22 protein-coding genes and 1 tRNA gene are annotated in these 16,913 nt (G+C 61.2%); 9 read left to right on the top strand and 14 right to left on the bottom strand.

Annotated elements, in window-relative coordinates; translation table 11 throughout:
- Both GM658_RS20405 and GM658_RS29800 read right to left on the bottom strand, forming a co-directional pair.
- A partial coding sequence (locus GM658_RS20405) for an IS110 family transposase (protein WP_170298896.1) occupies nucleotides 1-298 on the bottom strand: 298 nt, incomplete at its 3' end.
- Entirely contained in the window at nucleotides 210-797 is a 588-nt protein-coding gene (locus GM658_RS29800; protein ID WP_371865192.1) for an STY0301 family protein, read from the bottom strand. The genes GM658_RS20405 and GM658_RS29800, both read right to left, overlap by 89 nt.
- 15 nt (nucleotides 798-812) lie before the next feature.
- Here GM658_RS29800 and GM658_RS20400 point away from each other — a divergent pair, with 15 nt between their 5' ends.
- From GM658_RS20400 to GM658_RS20390, 3 genes are read left to right on the top strand one after another with little or no spacing between them, the layout of a single operon-like run.
- Entirely contained in the window at nucleotides 813-1,190 is a 378-nt protein-coding gene (locus GM658_RS20400) for a hypothetical protein (RefSeq protein ID WP_155455897.1), read from the top strand.
- A complete protein-coding gene (locus GM658_RS20395; protein ID WP_155455896.1) occupies nucleotides 1,171-1,752 on the top strand; it encodes a hypothetical protein in 582 nt (193 codons plus the stop codon). The genes GM658_RS20400 and GM658_RS20395 overlap by 20 nt, the downstream gene beginning before the upstream one ends.
- A 28-nt stretch (nucleotides 1,753-1,780) precedes the next feature.
- Nucleotides 1,781-2,332: a YdeI/OmpD-associated family protein gene (locus GM658_RS20390; protein ID WP_229416988.1), complete on the top strand. Its 552-nt coding sequence runs from the start codon at nucleotides 1,781-1,783 to the stop codon at nucleotides 2,330-2,332.
- On the opposite strand, the gene GM658_RS20385 is transcribed toward GM658_RS20390, so the two are convergent.
- Nucleotides 2,329-3,189 carry a CHAD domain-containing protein gene (locus tag GM658_RS20385; RefSeq protein ID WP_170298895.1) on the bottom strand — a complete coding sequence of 287 codons (861 nt, stop codon included), beginning with the start codon at nucleotides 3,187-3,189 and terminating at the stop codon, nucleotides 2,329-2,331. The two genes, GM658_RS20390 and GM658_RS20385, sit on opposite strands and share 4 nt — an antisense overlap.
- A gap of 41 nt (nucleotides 3,190-3,230) precedes the next feature.
- Between GM658_RS20385 and GM658_RS20380 the strand changes: the two genes are divergently transcribed.
- Nucleotides 3,231-3,893 (top strand): uracil-DNA glycosylase, encoded by a 663-nt coding sequence (locus GM658_RS20380; protein ID WP_155455893.1) that lies wholly within the window; start codon nucleotides 3,231-3,233, stop codon nucleotides 3,891-3,893.
- Here GM658_RS20380 and GM658_RS20375 read toward each other — a convergent pair.
- The gene (locus tag GM658_RS20375; RefSeq protein WP_155455892.1) at nucleotides 3,890-4,147 is read right to left on the bottom strand and encodes a DUF6966 domain-containing protein; all 258 of its coding nucleotides are present in this window, start codon (nucleotides 4,145-4,147) and stop codon (nucleotides 3,890-3,892) included. The two genes, GM658_RS20380 and GM658_RS20375, sit on opposite strands and share 4 nt — an antisense overlap.
- A gap of 151 nt (nucleotides 4,148-4,298) precedes the next feature.
- Here GM658_RS20375 and GM658_RS20370 point away from each other — a divergent pair, with 151 nt between their 5' ends.
- Together GM658_RS20370 and GM658_RS20365 are read left to right on the top strand one after the other, a co-directional pair.
- Entirely contained in the window at nucleotides 4,299-4,715 is a 417-nt protein-coding gene (locus GM658_RS20370) for a PaaI family thioesterase (protein ID WP_155455891.1), read from the top strand.
- Nucleotide 4,716: 1 nt separating this feature from the next.
- Nucleotides 4,717-5,979: a DUF3034 family protein gene (locus GM658_RS20365; protein WP_371865190.1), complete on the top strand. Its 1,263-nt coding sequence runs from the start codon at nucleotides 4,717-4,719 to the stop codon at nucleotides 5,977-5,979.
- Here GM658_RS20365 and GM658_RS20360 read toward each other — a convergent pair.
- Genes GM658_RS20360 through GM658_RS20340 form a run of 5 tightly spaced genes read right to left on the bottom strand, consistent with a single transcriptional unit; the run spans nucleotide 5,976 to nucleotide 9,441 of the window.
- Nucleotides 5,976-6,488, bottom strand: a complete 513-nt coding sequence (locus GM658_RS20360; RefSeq protein ID WP_155455890.1) for a TlpA disulfide reductase family protein — start codon at nucleotides 6,486-6,488, stop codon at nucleotides 5,976-5,978. The two genes, GM658_RS20365 and GM658_RS20360, sit on opposite strands and share 4 nt — an antisense overlap.
- A gap of 6 nt (nucleotides 6,489-6,494) precedes the next feature.
- A complete protein-coding gene (locus GM658_RS20355) occupies nucleotides 6,495-7,121 on the bottom strand; it encodes a BON domain-containing protein (protein ID WP_155455889.1) in 627 nt (208 codons plus the stop codon).
- Nucleotides 7,114-7,710 carry a phosphoheptose isomerase gene (locus GM658_RS20350; RefSeq protein ID WP_155455888.1) on the bottom strand — a complete coding sequence of 199 codons (597 nt, stop codon included), beginning with the start codon at nucleotides 7,708-7,710 and terminating at the stop codon, nucleotides 7,114-7,116. The genes GM658_RS20355 and GM658_RS20350 overlap by 8 nt, the downstream gene beginning before the upstream one ends.
- 58 nt (nucleotides 7,711-7,768) lie before the next feature.
- Nucleotides 7,769-8,125: a YraN family protein gene (locus GM658_RS20345; protein WP_155455887.1), complete on the bottom strand. Its 357-nt coding sequence runs from the start codon at nucleotides 8,123-8,125 to the stop codon at nucleotides 7,769-7,771.
- A gap of 8 nt (nucleotides 8,126-8,133) precedes the next feature.
- The gene (locus GM658_RS20340) at nucleotides 8,134-9,441 is read right to left on the bottom strand and encodes a penicillin-binding protein activator (protein WP_229416987.1); all 1,308 of its coding nucleotides are present in this window, start codon (nucleotides 9,439-9,441) and stop codon (nucleotides 8,134-8,136) included.
- 10 nt (nucleotides 9,442-9,451) lie between these two features.
- Between GM658_RS20340 and rsmI the strand changes: the two genes are divergently transcribed.
- Nucleotides 9,452-10,354, top strand: coding sequence for a 16S rRNA (cytidine(1402)-2'-O)-methyltransferase (gene rsmI / locus GM658_RS20335; protein WP_155455886.1), 903 nt, complete (start codon nucleotides 9,452-9,454; stop codon nucleotides 10,352-10,354).
- 122 nt (nucleotides 10,355-10,476) lie between these two features.
- On the opposite strand, the gene GM658_RS20330 is transcribed toward rsmI, so the two are convergent.
- Complete coding sequence (locus GM658_RS20330; RefSeq protein ID WP_155455885.1) at nucleotides 10,477-10,974, bottom strand: hypothetical protein; 498 nt, start codon at nucleotides 10,972-10,974, stop codon at nucleotides 10,477-10,479.
- A 142-nt stretch (nucleotides 10,975-11,116) separates the two neighbouring features.
- Here GM658_RS20330 and GM658_RS20325 point away from each other — a divergent pair.
- Nucleotides 11,117-11,193 (top strand) — tRNA-Pro (locus tag GM658_RS20325).
- A gap of 63 nt (nucleotides 11,194-11,256) precedes the next feature.
- Nucleotides 11,257-11,958: a CPCC family cysteine-rich protein gene (locus tag GM658_RS20320; RefSeq protein ID WP_155455884.1), complete on the top strand. Its 702-nt coding sequence runs from the start codon at nucleotides 11,257-11,259 to the stop codon at nucleotides 11,956-11,958.
- Here the strand turns inward: GM658_RS20320 and GM658_RS20315 are convergent, their stop codons facing one another.
- From GM658_RS20315 to bioB, 4 genes are read right to left on the bottom strand one after another with little or no spacing between them, the layout of a single operon-like run.
- Nucleotides 11,959-12,867 carry a hydroxymethylglutaryl-CoA lyase gene (locus tag GM658_RS20315; protein WP_155455883.1) on the bottom strand — a complete coding sequence of 303 codons (909 nt, stop codon included), beginning with the start codon at nucleotides 12,865-12,867 and terminating at the stop codon, nucleotides 11,959-11,961. It lies immediately after the preceding gene.
- A 1-nt stretch (nucleotide 12,868) separates the two neighbouring features.
- Nucleotides 12,869-13,801 carry a 2-hydroxyacid dehydrogenase gene (locus tag GM658_RS20310; protein WP_155455882.1) on the bottom strand — a complete coding sequence of 311 codons (933 nt, stop codon included), beginning with the start codon at nucleotides 13,799-13,801 and terminating at the stop codon, nucleotides 12,869-12,871.
- A 9-nt stretch (nucleotides 13,802-13,810) separates the two neighbouring features.
- The gene (locus tag GM658_RS20305; protein WP_155455881.1) at nucleotides 13,811-15,841 is read right to left on the bottom strand and encodes an acetyl/propionyl/methylcrotonyl-CoA carboxylase subunit alpha; all 2,031 of its coding nucleotides are present in this window, start codon (nucleotides 15,839-15,841) and stop codon (nucleotides 13,811-13,813) included.
- A 29-nt stretch (nucleotides 15,842-15,870) separates the two neighbouring features.
- On the bottom strand, nucleotides 15,871-16,911 hold the full coding sequence (bioB, locus tag GM658_RS20300) for a biotin synthase BioB (RefSeq protein ID WP_155455880.1): 1,041 nt from the start codon (nucleotides 16,909-16,911) through the stop codon (nucleotides 15,871-15,873).
- Nucleotides 16,912-16,913: the final 2 nt, after the last annotated feature.

The raw sequence follows: 16,913 nt of genomic DNA, 5'->3' as shown, positions 1-16,913 counted from the left end.
CGCAAATTGCCTCCGCATCATTCGCATCATTCTTGTTGCTCTTCACGTACGGCTTCACGAATTGCGGCGCGATCAGCCTGACGACAAAGCCCCGTTTTTGCAGCTCACGCGCCCAGTGGTGCGCACCGCCGCAAGCCTCCATGCCAATCTCACACCCCGGCTCAATCTTCTCCAGCAATGCCGCCAACCATTCGGCCCGGCCCAACTTCTTACGCCATACAACCTTTTCGCAACGATCTACACCATGCACTTGAAAGACGTTCTTGGCTAGATCGACGCCGACGCGGATAATCTTCACGGTGGACTCCTTCCTTCAAACTGGTCTGTAGAGATTCCAGTTTAGGCACTTCGATGCCGGATGAAGAGGAGGAGTCCATCCCATTGGTTCTGACCTGCTTTCCCATAAGTTGCCCCAGGCGTTCCGGAGGGCCATCAGTTGGCGCTACCGAGTGCAAGTAGAGCGGTAACGCAATAAATGCCAGCCAGTCGCCGGTGATATCGCTAAATGCCATAGAAGAACCTGAAATCCTCGTGGGGCAATTTAAGTCCTGATTGCCCGAGCCACGGCTTTGCTCCAACAAAAACAGCAAGGCGACAGCCGCTAAGAATTTTGGGTAGGACAGCTTGATCAAAGTGCCTCCAGATTGGCTGATAAAGGAAGGGCCTAAGCGGATTATCGAGTCGAGGCAACGCACCGCATTGAGATTCGTCACAAGACATGAAAATGCCGGCGCTGGAGTTTGCGAAACCTCATAACTACTGAATCGCCTTAGTTGGAAACTGGCCTTCCCGAACATTATTGGGAGGCGGTCATGGTTAACGTTGATGAATTTGCTGATGAACTTCGCGCCAACGCCGGAAAGATCAGTCAACGGCAATGCGCGACATATGTGCGCAAGGCCCTCGCGGCAGGTGGCGCAAACACCGATGCTCACCCGGCAGAGGCGAAGAATTATGGATCGCTCCTCGCTAGGAATGGATATTCCATAGTGCCTATCGACGAGCCAGAGCGCTTCATACCGAAGAAGGGGGATATCGTCGTCTTTCAGCCCGCGAAGGGCGGAAACAAGGCTGGCCATATCCAGGGCTACGACGGCAAGAATTGGGTCTCTGATTTTGTGCAGACTGGATTTTGGCCCGGCCCCGTCTACCGCAGAGAAAGGCCAAGCTATGTGGTCTATCGTCCCTAGTCTGGTTGCTGCGGCGCTTGTCGTCGCACCATTAAGCGTTGCTTATGCCGAGGAGGATACCCCACGCGTACTGCAAGAACCGCTAATCGGCCTTAAGTACGAACAGCGCTGGGTGCAATTCGAACCGGTGGAGCCAAATTTGCTTTCGTCTTGCCCGACATTGGCCGATAGGGAGTCGATCAGGTCAAGATGGTTTATCTATGCCAAAGCAGAAGATAAGTCTCGCGCGGCCTTCTATGTCGTAGGTGGCTACTCCGTCCGTACAAGACCTAGCCCACCCGATTTACCTAAGTTCGAGTTGGATTCTCATGGGGTCATCTTCAGCATCAAGGACGGGCAATGCATGGTATTCGAAGAAGAGGCGATAAGGATGTTTGAGCCTGAGCTAGCCGGCGAGATTCCGGACGAAGTCCTTCAAGCACTTGCACGTGACAACGCCAACCGACTAGTCGCAGCCTTCGGGAGCAAGGCGAAGGTTGAACAACTGCTTCGCAACCAGCATGTAGCAATCTCCAAGCTTCCCTTCGCGTTACGTGAAGCGTATTTGGCAATTCTAAAGTAGTATTATTGCCAACAAAATGGAGGCGCAGATGGCTGAGCATAGGTGGTATGAAGAGTTTGAAGCACTGAAGAAGATTGTTCTCTCTACGCATTTGACCGAGGAAACCAAGTGGGGCTGCGCCTGCTTCACCTACAACGGCCAGAACGTTGTGCTGATCCACGGCTTCAAGGAATATTGCGCGCTGCTGTTCTTCAAGGGCTCCTTGATGCAAGACCCTGAAGAGATTCTGGTCCAGCAAACCAAGAACGTGCAGGCCGGGCGCCAGCTGCGCTTCACCGGCCTCGCAGAAATCAAGAAGCAGGCAAAGACCATCAAGGCCTACGTGGAAGAAGCGATCAGGGTCGAAAAGTCCGGCGCCAAGGTTGAATTCAAAGACACCAGCGATTTCCCGATGGCCGACGAATTCCTGCAAAAGCTCGACGAGCACCCTGCGCTGGCGGAAGCCTTCTACGCGCTGACGCCAGGTCGCCAGCGCGGCTACCTGCTGCACTTCTCCTCGGCCAAGCAAGCCAAGACACGCGAATCGCGCGTTGAGAAATGCATGCCGCAGATTTTGGCCGGCAAAGGCCTCGACGATTAGAGCTTGCGGCGGGCGAAGCGAATAGCCTTCGGCAGGCATTCGTCCTGCTGCCCCGCCAACACGCCTTCCAGGAACGATAGTTCGGCCGTATGAGCCGGCAGGTGATCCTCCAGGGTGCGCAGCAGATCGCGGGCAACGCGGCTGTCGTTCATGCGGCCGAGCACTTCCTGTGCGTCGGCCAGTACCTGCGAGCGACTGCTCGATCCAAAGAACTCGCGCAGATAGCGTTCCTTCTTCACTGCGATCCGGAGACGGTGCAAGCTTTCTGCGCGTGCCGTATCCAATCGGCGGGCGCGCCCGGCTACCCGTTCGCGCGCGCGGCGCAGCAACGCCTTTGACACTTTGCGCGCATCCTTGTCCCAAGGCTGGATGCGCGCAGGATCACGCCACAGGCGCTCCGTGCTCCACAAAGCCAGTTCCTCCATCAGCGCCTTGCAGCGCGGGCCTTGCAGCAAATGCTCGATATGGACGTGCTGCTTATGCGCCAGTTCGCGCGCCATCGCCTCGACTGGTTGAGACGAGCCGCCTAGCCCGGGCAAAGTCGATTCAAGGAAGACATCCCAATTCCGCGCCCGGCCCAGCTCTACGCCGAACCAGCGCAGTTTGCCCGCTGTTCCCTCTGGCATGGGGTCCCATGACTGCGCCGCTGATAACAACGCGCGCAAGCGACGCACGCCCACGCGCATCTGGTGCAGGCTCTCAATGTCTCCTGCCAGCACGCCGGGGACATTCCCATGTACTTGCGCCAGGCAATTGCGGACGATGGCTTCGAATGCCTCGCCAAAGCGCGCCGTACGCCGGATCTTCACCGGTGCGGCGCTCACAGCATGGGCGAACAGAGTTGGATGCGTCCTCATCGTCCCAGTATAGGCCTGCCACGGAATGTTAAGATTCCTGTATGACAGTTCGAATCGAGCCATCCTGGAAAGCGCAGCTGGAAGAAGAGTTCAGCCAGCCATATTGGGAATCACTGACCGGTTTTGTTCGCGCGGAGTATGCAGAGCGCCAATGCTTCCCGGCAGGCCGGAACATCTTCCGCGCTTTCGACCTGACGCCCTTCGATGAGGTGAAAGTCGTCATCCTTGGCCAAGACCCTTATCACACGCCCGGCGCGGCCATGGGTTTCTGCTTCTCCGTCCCGGACGGCAACCGGCCGCAACCCAGCCTGCAGAACATTTTCCAGGAGCTTGAATCCGACGTGGGCATAGCACGCCAGCGCACCGATCTCTCCGATTGGGCCGGACAAGGCGTATTCCTGCTGAATAGCGTGCTGACGGTGCGCTCCCGCGAAGCTGGATCGCATGCGGGCAAAGGCTGGGAAACGTTCACGGACAGCGCTATCAAGCGCCTGTCAGCGCAGCGCCAGGACTTGGTCTTCATCCTGTGGGGCAGCTACGCCATCGCCAAGCGTGCCCTGATCGACCCACGCAAGCACCTGGTCATCACCTCGCCCCACCCGTCGCCGTTTTCCGCCCACAAAGGGTTCTTTGGCAGCCGCCCCTTCTCGCGCGCAAACGCCTACCTGGCGCAGCAGGGCAAGGCGCCGATTCAATGGGTCTAGTGCTTGGTGCGCTTGCCGTAGCAGAGGGTGTAGAGCTGGGTGCGCAGGTCGCTGAATTCCTCGTCGATCTTAAGGTCGCTGATCGAGCCGGCGCCGCCGAAGTAGTGCAGGATCTCGCCCTTGGCGGCCGAGCAGTCGAAGGCGCTCAGGGTGCGGGCGCGGTGCAGGAGGCGGACCCAGTCGTCTTGATGGCCTTGCGCCAGCTTCACTTCCATGCGCTGCACGATGGCAGACAGTTGCTCTTTTTCGTTCATAGGTCATTCTCCGTAAGTTAATCGGTTGAATCCACCTTTTGAGCTTCTGGTCTTGCCTGCAGACCGCACCCTTGTGAGGCTGGCCGCGCAGCCATAAGCATACCCTTTTTCCGGCTGTTATGATTCCTCTTCTGTATTGGAGACATGCCTGATGAAATTCGACCTCGAAAAACTCAACAACCTGACCCACAACAACTTGCCCGGCCTGCTCGGCATCCGCATCACCGGCGTCGCCCAAGGCGAATTGCAAGCGGAAATCGACATCGTCCAGCACCACCTGGCCCCGAACGGCTACTTGCACGCAGGAACGGTCGTCACCCTGGCCGACACAGCTTGCGGTTTCGGCTGCATCGCCAACCTGCCGGAAGGCGCCCAGAATTTCACCACCATTGAGTTGAAGTCGAACCACCTCGGCACCGCGCGCGAAGGCACGATCGCGGTCACCGCCCGCTTGGTCCATGGCGGCCGTACCACGCAAGTGTGGGATGCCACCGTGACCAACAAGGCAAACGGCAAGGCCATTGCCCTGTTCCGCTGTACGCAGATGATCCTCTACCCGAAGGGCTGATATGCGAAATCTCCTTGCTGTCGGCTTGCTGGTGGCCGCTACAGCGGCGCAGGCGCAAGACGACGGTCTCTATCGCGGCCTGGGCGGCGAAACCGGCATCAAGCGCATCGTCAACACGATGTTTGACATCGTCCTGGCGGATGAACGTATCAAGGAGACTTTCGACGGATTTGACATCGAGCAGACCAAGTCACGGCTGGCACTGCAGTTCTGTGAGTTGTCCGGCGGCCCATGCAAGTTCAAGGGTGTCGGCAAGAACCGCGACATGAAGTCCGCGCACGAAGACCTCAAGCTCACCGACAAGGACTTCAACGCCTTGACGGAAGACCTGCAGGTCGCGATGGAACGCAACGACGTGCCGACCAGTGTTTCAAACAGGCTGGTGGCCTTACTCGCACCCATGCACCGAGACATCGTCACCGCTGCCGGCGGTGTGCCTGCAGCAAAGCCGGACCAGGGAAAATTCATCGCGACCGGTGGCGTCAGCATGGTGGAAGGCAGCGGTGGCGGCGGCATCGTGCCGTGGGCGCTCATTACCGGCTATGGCACGCGGGATAGCTGGGGCGCGAGTGCCTTCGCCACGCGCGTCTCTACCCAGGACTACAGGCTTATGAGCTATGGCGTGGCCGCCGGAATCTGCGATCGCATCGAACTTTCGCTGGCGCGGCAGGAATTCGAGGGCAGGCTCGCCCCGCTCGATCAGCTACGCATCAAACAGGACATCGTCGGCGCCAAAGTGCGTGTGGCTGGCGATGCAGTCTACGAGCAAGACAGCTGGATGCCGCAAATCGCCGTCGGCCTGCAGTACAAGAGGAACAAAGGCGTTGACGGACTGGGCGCACTTGGCGTCGCTAACGTCAGGCAGCTTGGAGCGAAGTCCGAGCATGGCACGGACTTCTACATCGCCGCCACCAAAATCCTCTTCGAACAAAGCCTGCTGCTGAACGCTACCCTGCGCAGCACGCGTGCGAACCAGATGGGCCTCATGGGATTTGGCGGCGACAAGGAAAGCAGCCGCAAGCTCATGCCAGAGCTGTCAGCTGGCTATCTGCTTACGCGCAAACTGGTTCTCGGCGCCGAATACCGCAGCAAGCCGCACAACCTGGGCGTGGACAATGAAAAAGCCTACAAGGACATCTTCCTGGCATGGCTGCCGAACCGCCACTTCTCGCTGACGGCGGCTTATGCAGACCTGGGAACGATTACCGTCTTCAACGCGAAGACCCAGCGCGGCGCATATCTGTCCGCGCAGGTCGCCTTTTAGCCCTTCAGGGCCTTTTCGAGCAGGGCGTGGAGGGCCGGGAATTCCGGCTTGCCCACGTAGCGCTTGATGATATTGCCATCCTTGTCGATGACGAAGGTGGTCGGCGTCATGGCGACGTCGCCATAGGCTTTGGCAGCATCGCCGCTCACGTCCAGCGCCACCTTGAATGGCAGCTGGCGCGTTTCGGTGAAGTTGACCACGTAGTTGGGCGCATCGTACTTCATCGCCACAGCGACGAATTCCAGGCCCTGGCCCTTGTACTTGTTGTACGTTTCGACCATTTCCGGCATTTCCGCCACGCAGGTGGTGCACGAAGTAGCCCAGAAATTGACCATCACGACTTTGCCTTTGAGGCTGTCAGGCGTGATCTTTTCCCCTTTGATGCCGAGGAAGGTGACCGCAGGCGCGGACTGGTGCTTGTTCAGCGACTGGTAGGCCGTCAAGCCGATGCCGGCGATGACGGCAAGCGCAATCGCCGGTTTGATCCACGCCCTGGAGCCGGTACTCATGATTGATTAGCCTTGCGAAGCCTGCGACGACTGGTACTGCTTTACTTCGTCGTCGGTAATGTACTCGAATACCTTGACAACCTTGGTCACACCGCGCACGCCGCGTGCGATGTCGGCGGCCTGGGTGCCTTCTCGCTGGGTCACGCGGCCCATCAGGAACACGGCGCCCTTCTCGGTGATGACCTTGAAGGAATTGGCCGAAATGTCCTTGGCGTCGGCCAGGCTCAGTTTGACCTTGGAAGTGATCAGCGCATCGTTGGAGCGCGAGGTGTAGCTGGAGGAGAAGCCCACTTCCAGTTCATTGGTCACGTCCATCACGCCTTCGATGCCGCGCACTTCGCGTTCAACTTTGGCCTTGGTCTCTTCGTCCGGTACTTCGCCGGTCAGCAGCACGCGGCGGTTAAAGCTGTTCACATTGACGTGGGAGCTCTTGCCGGCGATGTTAGGCAGCTTGACTTCCGCCTTCACTACGATCGACTTGTCTTCGGTCTGCGCGCCAAAAGTGCGGCGGTCGGATGCCGCGATGGTGCCGGCGACAGCGCCGCCAACCAGGATCGGTGCGCACGCGGACAGCGTGCTGCTCGCCAGGACTGCGGCCACCACGGCCAGCGTCAATGGACGCGCTTTACTCATTTACATCTCCTCCGAACAGCGCGACGTCGATGCCGTCGCAAATGCAATGGATGGTCACAAGGTGGACTTCCTGGATACGGGCGGTACGGTCAGCCGGTACGCAGATATGGACGTCAGCGTCGGTCAGCATCTTGCCGATCGCGCCGCCACCTTTGCCGGTCAGCGCCACTACGCGCATCTCGCGTTCCAGCGCCGCTTCGATCGCCGCCATCACATTGGCCGAATTGCCCGAAGTGGAAATCGCCAGCAGGATGTCGCCAGCCTGGCCGAAGGCCTGCACCTGCTTGGAGAAGATCTCGCGATAGCTGTAGTCGTTAGCCACAGCGGTCAGGATGGAGGTGTCGGTTGCCAGCGAAATCGCCGGCAGCGGGAAGCGCTCGCGCTCAAAACGGCCTACCAGCTCTGCAGCGAAGTGCTGGGCGTCAGCCGCCGAGCCGCCATTGCCGCAGGCCAGGATCTTGTTGCCGTTCGAGAGGGCAGAGAACATCAGTTCAACCGCTTGCGCGATAGGCTGCGCCAGGACGGTTGCGGACTGGATCTTGATTTCGGCACTTTCGTGAAAGTGCGAGAGGATGCGTTGATTAGTCATAGTGTGCATAATTATAGTGCAGCGGCCCCGTGGGTCTCACAAGCGCTGTTAAAAATGCTTACATTTGATCAATGATAGCGTCGCGCAGCCAATTTATGTGTCCGCCATCAATTGTCACTACGTCAATACGACATGGTGGCATTTTCGTAAAACGCAGCAGATAGAACTTTGCCGCGCGCACGATGCGGCGCTGCTTGGCGGGCGAAATGCTGGCCGCCGCCCCGCCGTACAGGGGACTATTGCGTTCGCGGACCTCGATGAATACCAGGCGCTCGCCCTCGCGCATGACCAGGTCCAGTTCCCCCACCTTGCACAGGAAGTTGCGCTCGACCAGGCGCAATCCCTGCTGCTGCAGGTAGTCCAGGGCGCGATCTTCGCCGTCCTGGCCGATTTCCTGCAGCTCGGTGCGGGGCATGGGAAGCCCTATTGTGGCACCGGCGTTGGCACGCCGTTGTGGTATTCGACCGGCGTTTCGATGCGCTCGAACCAGGACGGCCCGTTGCCGAAATCGATGGTCAGCTGGCCGGTCACGCCATCCAGCTGGAAGCGGCGCTGCGGCTGGCGCGCGATTTCGCGGGCGATGCGGAAGGCGTCAATGCCCAGCGCGTACACCCGTTCCAGGTCGGCGCTGACGCGCGCCTCGTCGCGCGGCTCCAGCTGCGGATACACCATCACCGCCGGATGGTCGCGCTGCACCAGCCATGGCAAGTCGATCAGGCGCACGCCATCCAGCTCGGCGCCGGCACGGTACATGCTGCGGCCGGGATTGAGGGAAGAGGTGCCGTACAGCGGGATCTCGCCCAGCGGCGGCGCCGACAGGGCGATTTTCAGCTGGCGCAGCTGGTCCGGGTCGAGGGCGGCGAACAGTACGCCGGCCGGCTCGTTTTGCAGGCGCGTGCGCAAGGCCACCATTTCCGCGTCCTGCAGATAGCCGTTTTGCGGCGTGAAGTCGTAATTGCGGGCGCTCAGGCCCAGGCGCTGCAACTGTGCATAAATGGCGCTGGCGATGCGCTTTTGCCAGGAGGTGTTGCCGGAGATGACCAGCGCGCGTGCAGAAGGATTTTCACGCGCAGCCCACTCGGCCACCTGACGCGCCTCATCTTCGATCGACAAGCCGATCACCAGCATTTGCGGCGGCAGTTGCGGATCGCCGCGCGTCTCCGGATGGTTCAGCGCAATAGTCGGCTTCTCCACCAGCGGGCTGGAGCCGATGACGGTGACGGCGGAACGGGCCAGCGGGCCAACCACCATATCGTTCTGCTCCTGGGCAGTGACATAGGCCGACAGTACTTCCTGCGGCGAGTCGCCGGTTTCCACCACATTGACCTGGAAGCCCTTAGCATCACGCTCCATGGCCGCCATGAAGCCCGCACGCACCGCATCGGCCGCGCGGCCCAACGCTTCGGAACGCAGCGGCAGCAGCAGCGCGATGCGGTAAGGCGGCTTGCCGCCGGCGTCTTCCATCGGTTGCGGGACCACCTGCATCATGCCGGGCGGAGGCGGTGCGTCCTCCGGCGAAGGCACGGCAAAGGTTTCAACGACCGCGGGCGGTTCCGGCGGTGGCGCCGGCGGTTTCGGACGCGGCGCCTTCACGGCGGCTGGCGGCGCACTTGTCACCGACGTGATTGGCGCGCACAATCGCCCCGGCGAGCCGCAAGGCGCGCTGCAAGCGCTGCTCAATACGGCTACCGCGACGCAGAGTATCAGGTTATTGATATTTTTAGACAGCATCCTACCCCCAATGACAGCACAAGATTCCAGCCCTCTCGCCGCATTGCCCATTCTCGGCGAGACCGTCCACCAGAACTATCCTACGGCATCTTTGTACGTGGTGGCTACGCCAATTGGCAATGTTACTGACATTACACTGCGTGCCTTGCATGTGCTGTCGCTGGTCGACGCTGTAGCTTGCGAAGATACCCGCAATACGGCCCAGCTGATGAATCGCTTCGGCCTGCATAAGCCGCTGGTGGCAGCCCATATGCATAACGAACGCGAAGCGGCAGAGGGCCTGATTGCCCGGCTGCAGGCGGGGCAACGCATTGCCCTGGTCTCCGATGCCGGCACCCCGGCCGTATCCGACCCGGGCGCGCGGATCGTGGACGCCGTGCGCGCCGCCGGCCTGCGGGTGATTCCATTGCCGGGCGCCTCAGCCGCCGTAGCCGCGCTGTCGGCCAGTGGCCTGGTCAACGACCAATTCCATTTTGTTGGCTTTTTGCCATCCAAAGCCAAGCAGCGTGAAGTTGCGCTGCAAAGCCTCGCCGCCGCCCCGGCCACGCTGGTGTTCTACGAAGCGCCGCACCGTATTGTCGAGTGCACCCAAGCCTTGGCCGACGTCTTCGGCGTCGAGCGCCAAGTGGTGTTCGCCCGCGAGGTAAGCAAGCTGTTCGAGCAAATCCACCGCTGCCCGCTGGGCGAAGCAGTCGCCTGGCTGAAATCCGACGCCAACCACGAAAAAGGCGAATTCGTAGTGCTGGTAGAAGGCGCCCCACCAGCCGCCGAAGGCCAGGATGCCGAGACCGACCGCATCCTGCAAATCCTGCTCGCCGAATTGCCGGTAAAACAAGCCGCCGCCCTCGCCGCCCAGATCACCGGCAAAAAGAAGAACGCCCTCTACGACCGCGCCCTCGAGCTGAAGCAATAAGCGCCCACTGCCCAGCCCGTGTCCCACCATGGGGTCACACCCGAAATGGGACACGGCCTCGTCCATGGCGCGGCTGGGCTCGTGTCTCAAAACGGGTGTGACCCCATGGTGGGACACGGGCTCTACCATTTGCAGCCGCTGTCTTTTTTGTCCATCATCAGGTAGAGCGGGGCCAGCAGGCCGCCGGGAATGCCGTCTTTGCAGTTGGGGCGGGCTGCGCTCTGGATCTTGCGGCCGAGCTTTTCTTGGCGGGTTTCGCGCAGGGCTATTTGCGGTGGGCCTAATTCGCCGGCAATGTCGCGTGCGGCGGCTTTGGCGGCTTCGCGGTCGAAGCGCGGTGCTGAGCCGCTTTCGGCTGGGGTGAGGATGAATGTCGATTCACGCGCTGGCTGCGTTGCCAGTTCCGGTTGCTCCTCCTTGGGCGTCTTCTTGCGCGGCTCGGCATGGCGCTGCTGGCGGCGCGGTCCGGCTGCGGCGACAGGATGGGATGCCGATTCCACAACGGGCGGTGGAACTGGCGGCGGGGGGGGCACGATCCTTACTTCTACCGGGGTCAGCCAGGTGCGTGGATCGGCCACCTGGCGCGGCTCAGGCAGGCGCAGGAAAACAATTGCAGTCACGTGCAGTAGCAAAGAAATAACGATACCGACTGCTATGCGCCATCCCGGCGGTCGATAGGCTACTTCATTCAAGGCTTATTCCTTCCATTCTGAAATTGGGGGTTGACGGACCCCGGCTCAGCTTGTATTATCTTGCTTCTTACGGAGTGTAGCGCAGCCCGGTAGCGCATCTGCTTTGGGAGCAGAGGGTCCAAGGTTCGAATCCTTGTACTCCGACCAAGTTTCAAGAAAAAGACCTGCATTCGTGCAGGTCTTTTTTTTTTCTGCAATAGGATCAGCGCCATGTACACCTGCCCTTGCTGCGGATACGCCACTTTCGCCGGCGCCCCCGGCTCCCTTGCAGCTTGCCCCGTCTGCGACTGGCAAGACGACCTGCAGCAACTTTACTCTCCCTTCCTTGCCAGCGGCGCAAATGTGCATAGCCTGGCGGAGGCGCAAGTACGTTACGTGCAATTTGGTGGTGGGCCGGCCAGCAGCGGCTATCTACGCGACCCGCATTGGTTCCCGCTCTGGCAGCAGAAGGCGGATATTCCTGGCAACGAGCCGGTCGCCGAGGCCACAACTTACGATTTGTACTATTGGTTGCGCACCCCGCGCGTCTCGGTTCCGGAGCAGCCTGTCGGCCTGCGCCGCGTGCGCAATCGCATCATCGAATACCTGGAGCTGGCCAGTTCCTTCGAAGCGCAACGACAGTTGCAGGCCGCCGCGCCAGGCATGTCGGCAGCGGACGAAGTCTTGAATCAGTGGGAAGATTGGGTAACGCCGGACTGGAAGCAACATTTCACTGAACCAGTGTTCTCGGCGGAAGAACGCAACGGCATCGCGCAGTTCGCGCGCGTGTGGGGCGAGATTGCGGACGGTGCGCCCCATCCTTTGCCGCGGCTTGAAACGCTGTTCGCAACGCCGAACTGGCAGTCGCTGCAGCGTGCGGCGGCCACGCTGCTGGCAGTATTCCTGCTGCGCGGCCGCTCGGACGAGAACTAATCAGCCTGCGCGTTTGGCGGCAATTGCATTGCCTGCGCGGCTGGCGGCCTTGCGGCCCAGGAAGCTGGAAATGAACTGGCCCGCGTCGACAACCTTGTCCAGGTCCACGCCGGTTTCGATGCCCAGGCCATTCATCATGTAGATCACGTCTTCCGTCGCGACGTTGCCGGTAGCGCCCTTGGCATAAGGGCAGCCGCCCAGCCCCGACACGGAGGAATGGAAGATCTCAATGCCGACTTCCATCGAAGCGTAGATATTCGCCAGCGCCTGGCCGTAGGTATCGTGGAAATGGCCTGCCAGGCGATTCGCGTGGAATTCCTTGATCGCGCGCTCCATCACCGCCTTGGTCTTGAGCGGGGTCGATACGCCGATGGTGTCGGCAATATCGATCTCGTCGCAACCCAGGTCGCGCATGCGGCCCACAACATAGGCGACGGAGTCCAGTGGCACTTCGCCCTGGTAGGGGCAGCCAAACGCGGTGCTGACGGAGGCGCGCAGGCGCAGGCCGGCATCCTTGGCTGCCTTTGCAACCGGCACGAAGCGTTCGATCGACTCCGCGATGGAGCAGTTGATGTTCTTCTGCGAGAACGCTTCCGACGCGGCGCCGAAGATCACCACTTCGTTTGCGCCAGCCGCCAGCGCGGCTTCGAAGCCTTGCATATTCGGCGTCAGCGCGGAATAGATCACGCCGGGTTTGCGGGTGATGCCCGCCATGACTTCTTTCGAGGTCGCCATCTGCGGCACCCACTTGGGCGACACAAAGGAAGCAGCTTCGATATTCGGGAAGCCGGCTTCCGTCAGCCGGTTCACCAGCTCGATCTTCACGTCGGCTGGCACGTCGCCTTTTTCGTTTTGCAGGCCGTCGCGCGGGCCCACTTCAACAATCTTGACCTTCTTTGGCAAACTCATTTCAGTATCCCTTTGTGCGGTTGATGACGTCGGCGACTTCTTCGCCGCGTGCGTGCTGGCGCATTTTGCCAACCATCTGCTCCACGCTTTCGCGGCGCAGCGTCAGTGCCGAAATATGCGGCGTAATGGTAATGCGGGGCTCCTGCCAGAACGGGTGCTGCGCAGGCAGCGGCTCATTGCGGAACACGTCGAGCGTGGCGCCGGCAATATGGCCGGATTTAATCAGCGGCAGCAAGTCCGGCTCGGCAATGTGCGCGCCGCGCCCTACGTTGATGATGTAAGCGCCCGGCGGCAGCTGTTGCATGGTGGTGCGGTTGAGGATGTTGGTGGTTTCCTCAGTCAGCGGCAGCATGCACACCACCACGCGCGATGATCCGAGGAAGCCGGCAAGTCCTTCGTCGCCGTCGAAGCATTCAACGCCCTCCAGCGACTTGGGCGTGCGGCTCCATGCGCGCAGCGGGAACTCAAACGGCCGCAGCGCCTCGATCACACGCATGCCCAAGGCACCGACGCCCATCACTCCGACAGAAAAAGCGGACTTGTCGCGCGCTTCCAGTTGCAGCCATGCGCCGGAGCGTGCCTGCGCTTCATATTCGTCCATGCGGCGGAAGTAGCGCAGCAGCGCATGCGTGACATATTCCGCCATCTGCATCCCCATGCCGGCGTCGTTCAAACGCACGATCGGAATATGCGGCGGAATGGCATGCGCATACTTCATGATCGCATCGGCGCCGGCGCCGGTCAGGAAGATCGCCTTGACGCGCGCCAGGTCGGCCAGCATGGCCTGCGGCGGCGTCCACAGCACGGCGTAGTCACACTCCGGCAGGTCGATGCCTTCGCGCCAGACCACTACTTCCGCCTCCGGCATGAAGTCGGCGAAATCCTTGATCCACGGCGCGGTGTTGCCATCCGCGCGATAAAGGAGGATACGCATGCGCCTTCCTTAAGCCGCGGTCTTGAAGGCCAGCAGGGGAGCGCCGTCCGCCACCTGGTCGCCTACCGCGTACAGGACTTCTTCAACGATGCCGTCATGCGGAGCGGAGATGGTGTGCTCCATCTTCATCGCTTCCATGATGACCAGCGCATCGCCTTTCTTCACTTCCTTGCCCTTCTCGGCCAGCACGGCAACCACCTTGCCCGGCATTGGCGCGGTCAGGCGGCCGCCTTCGGCTTCGGACTCGCCGGCATGCGCCATCGGGTCGTTATAGTCCAGCACATAGTGGCCGCCGCCGGTGAACACGTGGAATACGTCGCCATCGCGGCGCACGGTGCCGTGCACCGACGTTTCGCCCAGCTTGATGCTCAGGTCAACGCCGTCCTGCTTGAACAGCGACAGGTCGACTTCCAGGCCTTTGATCTCGAACTGCCAGCCGTGCGGCAGGTAGGTCAGCATCGGCGTGTACTGCTTGCCATGCTCGTCGCTGAAGGACAGCTTGCGGGCATAGTTGAAGTTCATGCGCCAGCCCAGTGCCTGGCCCCACGGATCGCCTTTGTTGGCGCCCGATTGGGCGGCCGACCTGTCTTTCTCTTCTTCGATCAGCGACACCGCGGCTAGCGCCACGGCGGCCACGGGAATCGAGCGCGCAGGCGGGAACAGCGCGTCGTGGTTGCGTTCAATCAGGCCGGTATCCAGGTCGGCGTTGGCGAAGGCGTCGCCTTCCACCAAGCGTTTCAGGAAGGCGATATTGGTCGCCAGGCCGACGATCTGGTATTGCGACAGCGCTTGCGCCATGCGCGCCAGTGCCTGCTTGCGGTCTGCGCCCCATACGATCAGCTTGGCGATCATCGGGTCGTAGAACGGTGAAATGGCATCGCCAGCGCGCACGCCCGAGTCGATCCGCACGGCAGATGGATGGCCAGGCACGCCGCCCAGTTCGAAGTTCACGGAGCTTGGCGTTTCCAGGTGACGCAACGTGCCGATCGATGGCAGGAAGCCCTTCTCCGGATTTTCGGCGTAGATACGTGCCTCGATCGCGTGGCCGTTGATGGTCAGGTCGGCCTGCTGCTTCGGCAGGGCTTCGCCCGCGGCGACGCGGATCTGCCATTCCACCAGGTCGGTGCCAGTGATCATTTCGGTCACTGGGTGTTCCACCTGCAGGCGGGTGTTCATCTCCATGAAGTAGAAGCTGCCGTCCTGATTGGCGATGAATTCCACCGTACCGGCGCCGACATAGCCAACGGCGCGCGCGGCGGCAACAGCGGCTTCGCCCATTGCAGCACGGCGTTCGGTGCTCATGCCCGGAGCAGGCGCCTCTTCCAGCACTTTCTGGTGGCGGCGCTGCACCGAGCAGTCACGCTCGAACAGGTAGATGCAGTTGCCGTGCGTGTCGGCGAATACCTGGATCTCAATGTGGCGTGGGCGCTGCAGGTATTTCTCAGCCAGCACCTTGTCGTCGCCGAAGGAGCTGATCGCCTCGCGTTTGCAGGATGCCAGCGCATCCTTGAACGCTTCGGACGAGTCGACCACGCGCATGCCCTTGCCGCCGCCGCCGGCCGAAGCCTTCAGCAGCACAGGGTAGCCGATGCGGTCGGCTTGCTCTTGCAGGAAGCCTGCGTCCTGATTGTCACCGTGGTAGCCCGGCACCAGCGGCACGTTGGCCTTCTCCATCAGCTGCTTTGCTGCCGACTTCGAGCCCATGGCGCGCATGGCGGAAGCTGGCGGGCCAATGAAGGCCAGGCCTACTTCGGCGCAGGCGTCCGCGAACTCGGCGTTCTCGGACAGGAAGCCATAGCCCGGGTGGACTGCTTCCGCACCGGTTGCCAGCGCAACGGCGATCAGCTTGTCACCGCACAGGTAGGATTCCTTGGCGGCGGCTGGGCCGATGTTCACTGCTTCGTCGCACACGGCAACGTGCTTGGCATTGGCGTCCGCATCCGAATACACGGCCACGGTCTTGATGCCCATGCGGCGTGCGGTTGCAGCGACGCGGCAAGCAATTTCACCACGGTTGGCAATCAGGATTTTTTTGAACATGTCTCTCTCTACTCTTTTTGGAATTCTTATCAGCAGCCGCAGGCTTCTTTTTGTACCGAGTCCAGCACGGCGCCGCGGGTCGGCAGGCCCAATTTGGCCAGCAGTGCGCGGTCGTCGTTGGCTTCCGGATTGTCGGTGGTCAGCAGCTTGTCGCCGTAGAAGATCGAGTTGGCGCCGGCCATGAAGCACATCGCCTGCACGGCTTCGCCCAGTTCGCGGCGGCCGGCCGACAGGCGCACGCGTGCTTTCGGCATGGTGATGCGGGCAACGGCGATGGTGCGCACGAATTCCAGCGGGTCCAGTTTGTCCAGGCCGTGCAGCGGGGTGCCTTCCACTTGCACCAGGTGGTTGACCGGCACCGACTCAGGATACGGGTTCAGGTTGGCCAGCTGGGCGATGAGGCCGGCGCGCTGTTCGCGCGTCTCGCCCATGCCCACGATGCCGCCGCAGCAGACCTTCAGGCCGGCGTTGCGCACGTGGCCCAGGGTGTCCAGGCGGTCCTGGTACTGGCGGGTGGAGATCACGTCGCCGTAGAAGTCCGGCGAGGTGTCCAGGTTGTGGTTGTAGTAGTCCAGGCCCGCGTCCTTCAGGCGCTGCGCCTGTTCGGCTTCCAGCATGCCCAGGGTGGCGCAGGTCTCCAGGCCCATGGCCTTCACTTCACGCACCATGGTTTCGACTTTTTCCATGTCGCGCTCTTTCGGGCTGCGCCATGCCGCGCCCATGCAGAAACGGGTGGCGCCGTTGTCTTTTGCCTGTTTGGCGGCGTCCAGAACTGTGTCCAGGTCCAGGATCTTCTTGGCTTCCACGCCGGTGTCGTAGCGCGCGGCTTGCGGGCAGTAGCCGCAATCCTCTTCACAGCCGCCGGTCTTGATCGAGAGCAGGGTCGCCAGTTCGACGTCGCCGTCCGGCCAGTGGGCGCGGTGTGCTTCCTGTGCGCGGAACATCAGGTCGTTGAATGGCAGCTCGTACAGGGCCATCACGTCTTCCAGTGGCCAGGTGGCGGCTTCCGGCAGCTTGATGGCGGCGGTTGGTCGGTGCAGCTGGACGGCTTTAGGTTCTTGCAGGGACATGT

The organism is Massilia eburnea (assembly GCF_009720745.1).
Lineage (GTDB): Bacteria > Pseudomonadota > Gammaproteobacteria > Burkholderiales > Burkholderiaceae_D > Rugamonas > Rugamonas eburnea.
This window is presented reverse-complemented; position numbering and strand designations above follow the sequence as displayed.

Coding starts and splice junctions, on each gene's coding strand:
- GM658_RS29800 (WP_371865192.1), bottom strand. CDS start 797: ATGTTCGGGAAGGCCAGTTTCCAACTAAGGCGATTCAGTAGTTATGAG.
- GM658_RS20400 (WP_155455897.1), top strand. CDS start 813: ATGGTTAACGTTGATGAATTTGCTGATGAACTTCGCGCCAACGCCGGA.
- GM658_RS20395 (WP_155455896.1), top strand. CDS start 1,171: ATGTGGTCTATCGTCCCTAGTCTGGTTGCTGCGGCGCTTGTCGTCGCA.
- GM658_RS20390 (WP_229416988.1), top strand. CDS start 1,781: ATGGCTGAGCATAGGTGGTATGAAGAGTTTGAAGCACTGAAGAAGATT.
- GM658_RS20385 (WP_170298895.1), bottom strand. CDS start 3,189: ATGAGGACGCATCCAACTCTGTTCGCCCATGCTGTGAGCGCCGCACCG.
- GM658_RS20380 (WP_155455893.1), top strand. CDS start 3,231: ATGACAGTTCGAATCGAGCCATCCTGGAAAGCGCAGCTGGAAGAAGAG.
- GM658_RS20375 (WP_155455892.1), bottom strand. CDS start 4,147: ATGAACGAAAAAGAGCAACTGTCTGCCATCGTGCAGCGCATGGAAGTG.
- GM658_RS20370 (WP_155455891.1), top strand. CDS start 4,299: ATGAAATTCGACCTCGAAAAACTCAACAACCTGACCCACAACAACTTG.
- GM658_RS20365 (WP_371865190.1), top strand. CDS start 4,717: ATGCGAAATCTCCTTGCTGTCGGCTTGCTGGTGGCCGCTACAGCGGCG.
- GM658_RS20360 (WP_155455890.1), bottom strand. CDS start 6,488: ATGAGTACCGGCTCCAGGGCGTGGATCAAACCGGCGATTGCGCTTGCC.
- GM658_RS20355 (WP_155455889.1), bottom strand. CDS start 7,121: ATGAGTAAAGCGCGTCCATTGACGCTGGCCGTGGTGGCCGCAGTCCTG.
- GM658_RS20350 (WP_155455888.1), bottom strand. CDS start 7,710: ATGACTAATCAACGCATCCTCTCGCACTTTCACGAAAGTGCCGAAATC.
- GM658_RS20345 (WP_155455887.1), bottom strand. CDS start 8,125: ATGCCCCGCACCGAGCTGCAGGAAATCGGCCAGGACGGCGAAGATCGC.
- GM658_RS20340 (WP_229416987.1), bottom strand. CDS start 9,441: ATGCTGTCTAAAAATATCAATAACCTGATACTCTGCGTCGCGGTAGCC.
- rsmI (WP_155455886.1), top strand. CDS start 9,452: ATGACAGCACAAGATTCCAGCCCTCTCGCCGCATTGCCCATTCTCGGC.
- GM658_RS20320 (WP_155455884.1), top strand. CDS start 11,257: ATGTACACCTGCCCTTGCTGCGGATACGCCACTTTCGCCGGCGCCCCC.
- GM658_RS20315 (WP_155455883.1), bottom strand. CDS start 12,867: ATGAGTTTGCCAAAGAAGGTCAAGATTGTTGAAGTGGGCCCGCGCGAC.
- GM658_RS20310 (WP_155455882.1), bottom strand. CDS start 13,801: ATGCGTATCCTCCTTTATCGCGCGGATGGCAACACCGCGCCGTGGATC.
- GM658_RS20305 (WP_155455881.1), bottom strand. CDS start 15,841: ATGTTCAAAAAAATCCTGATTGCCAACCGTGGTGAAATTGCTTGCCGC.
- bioB (WP_155455880.1), bottom strand. CDS start 16,911: ATGTCCCTGCAAGAACCTAAAGCCGTCCAGCTGCACCGACCAACCGCC.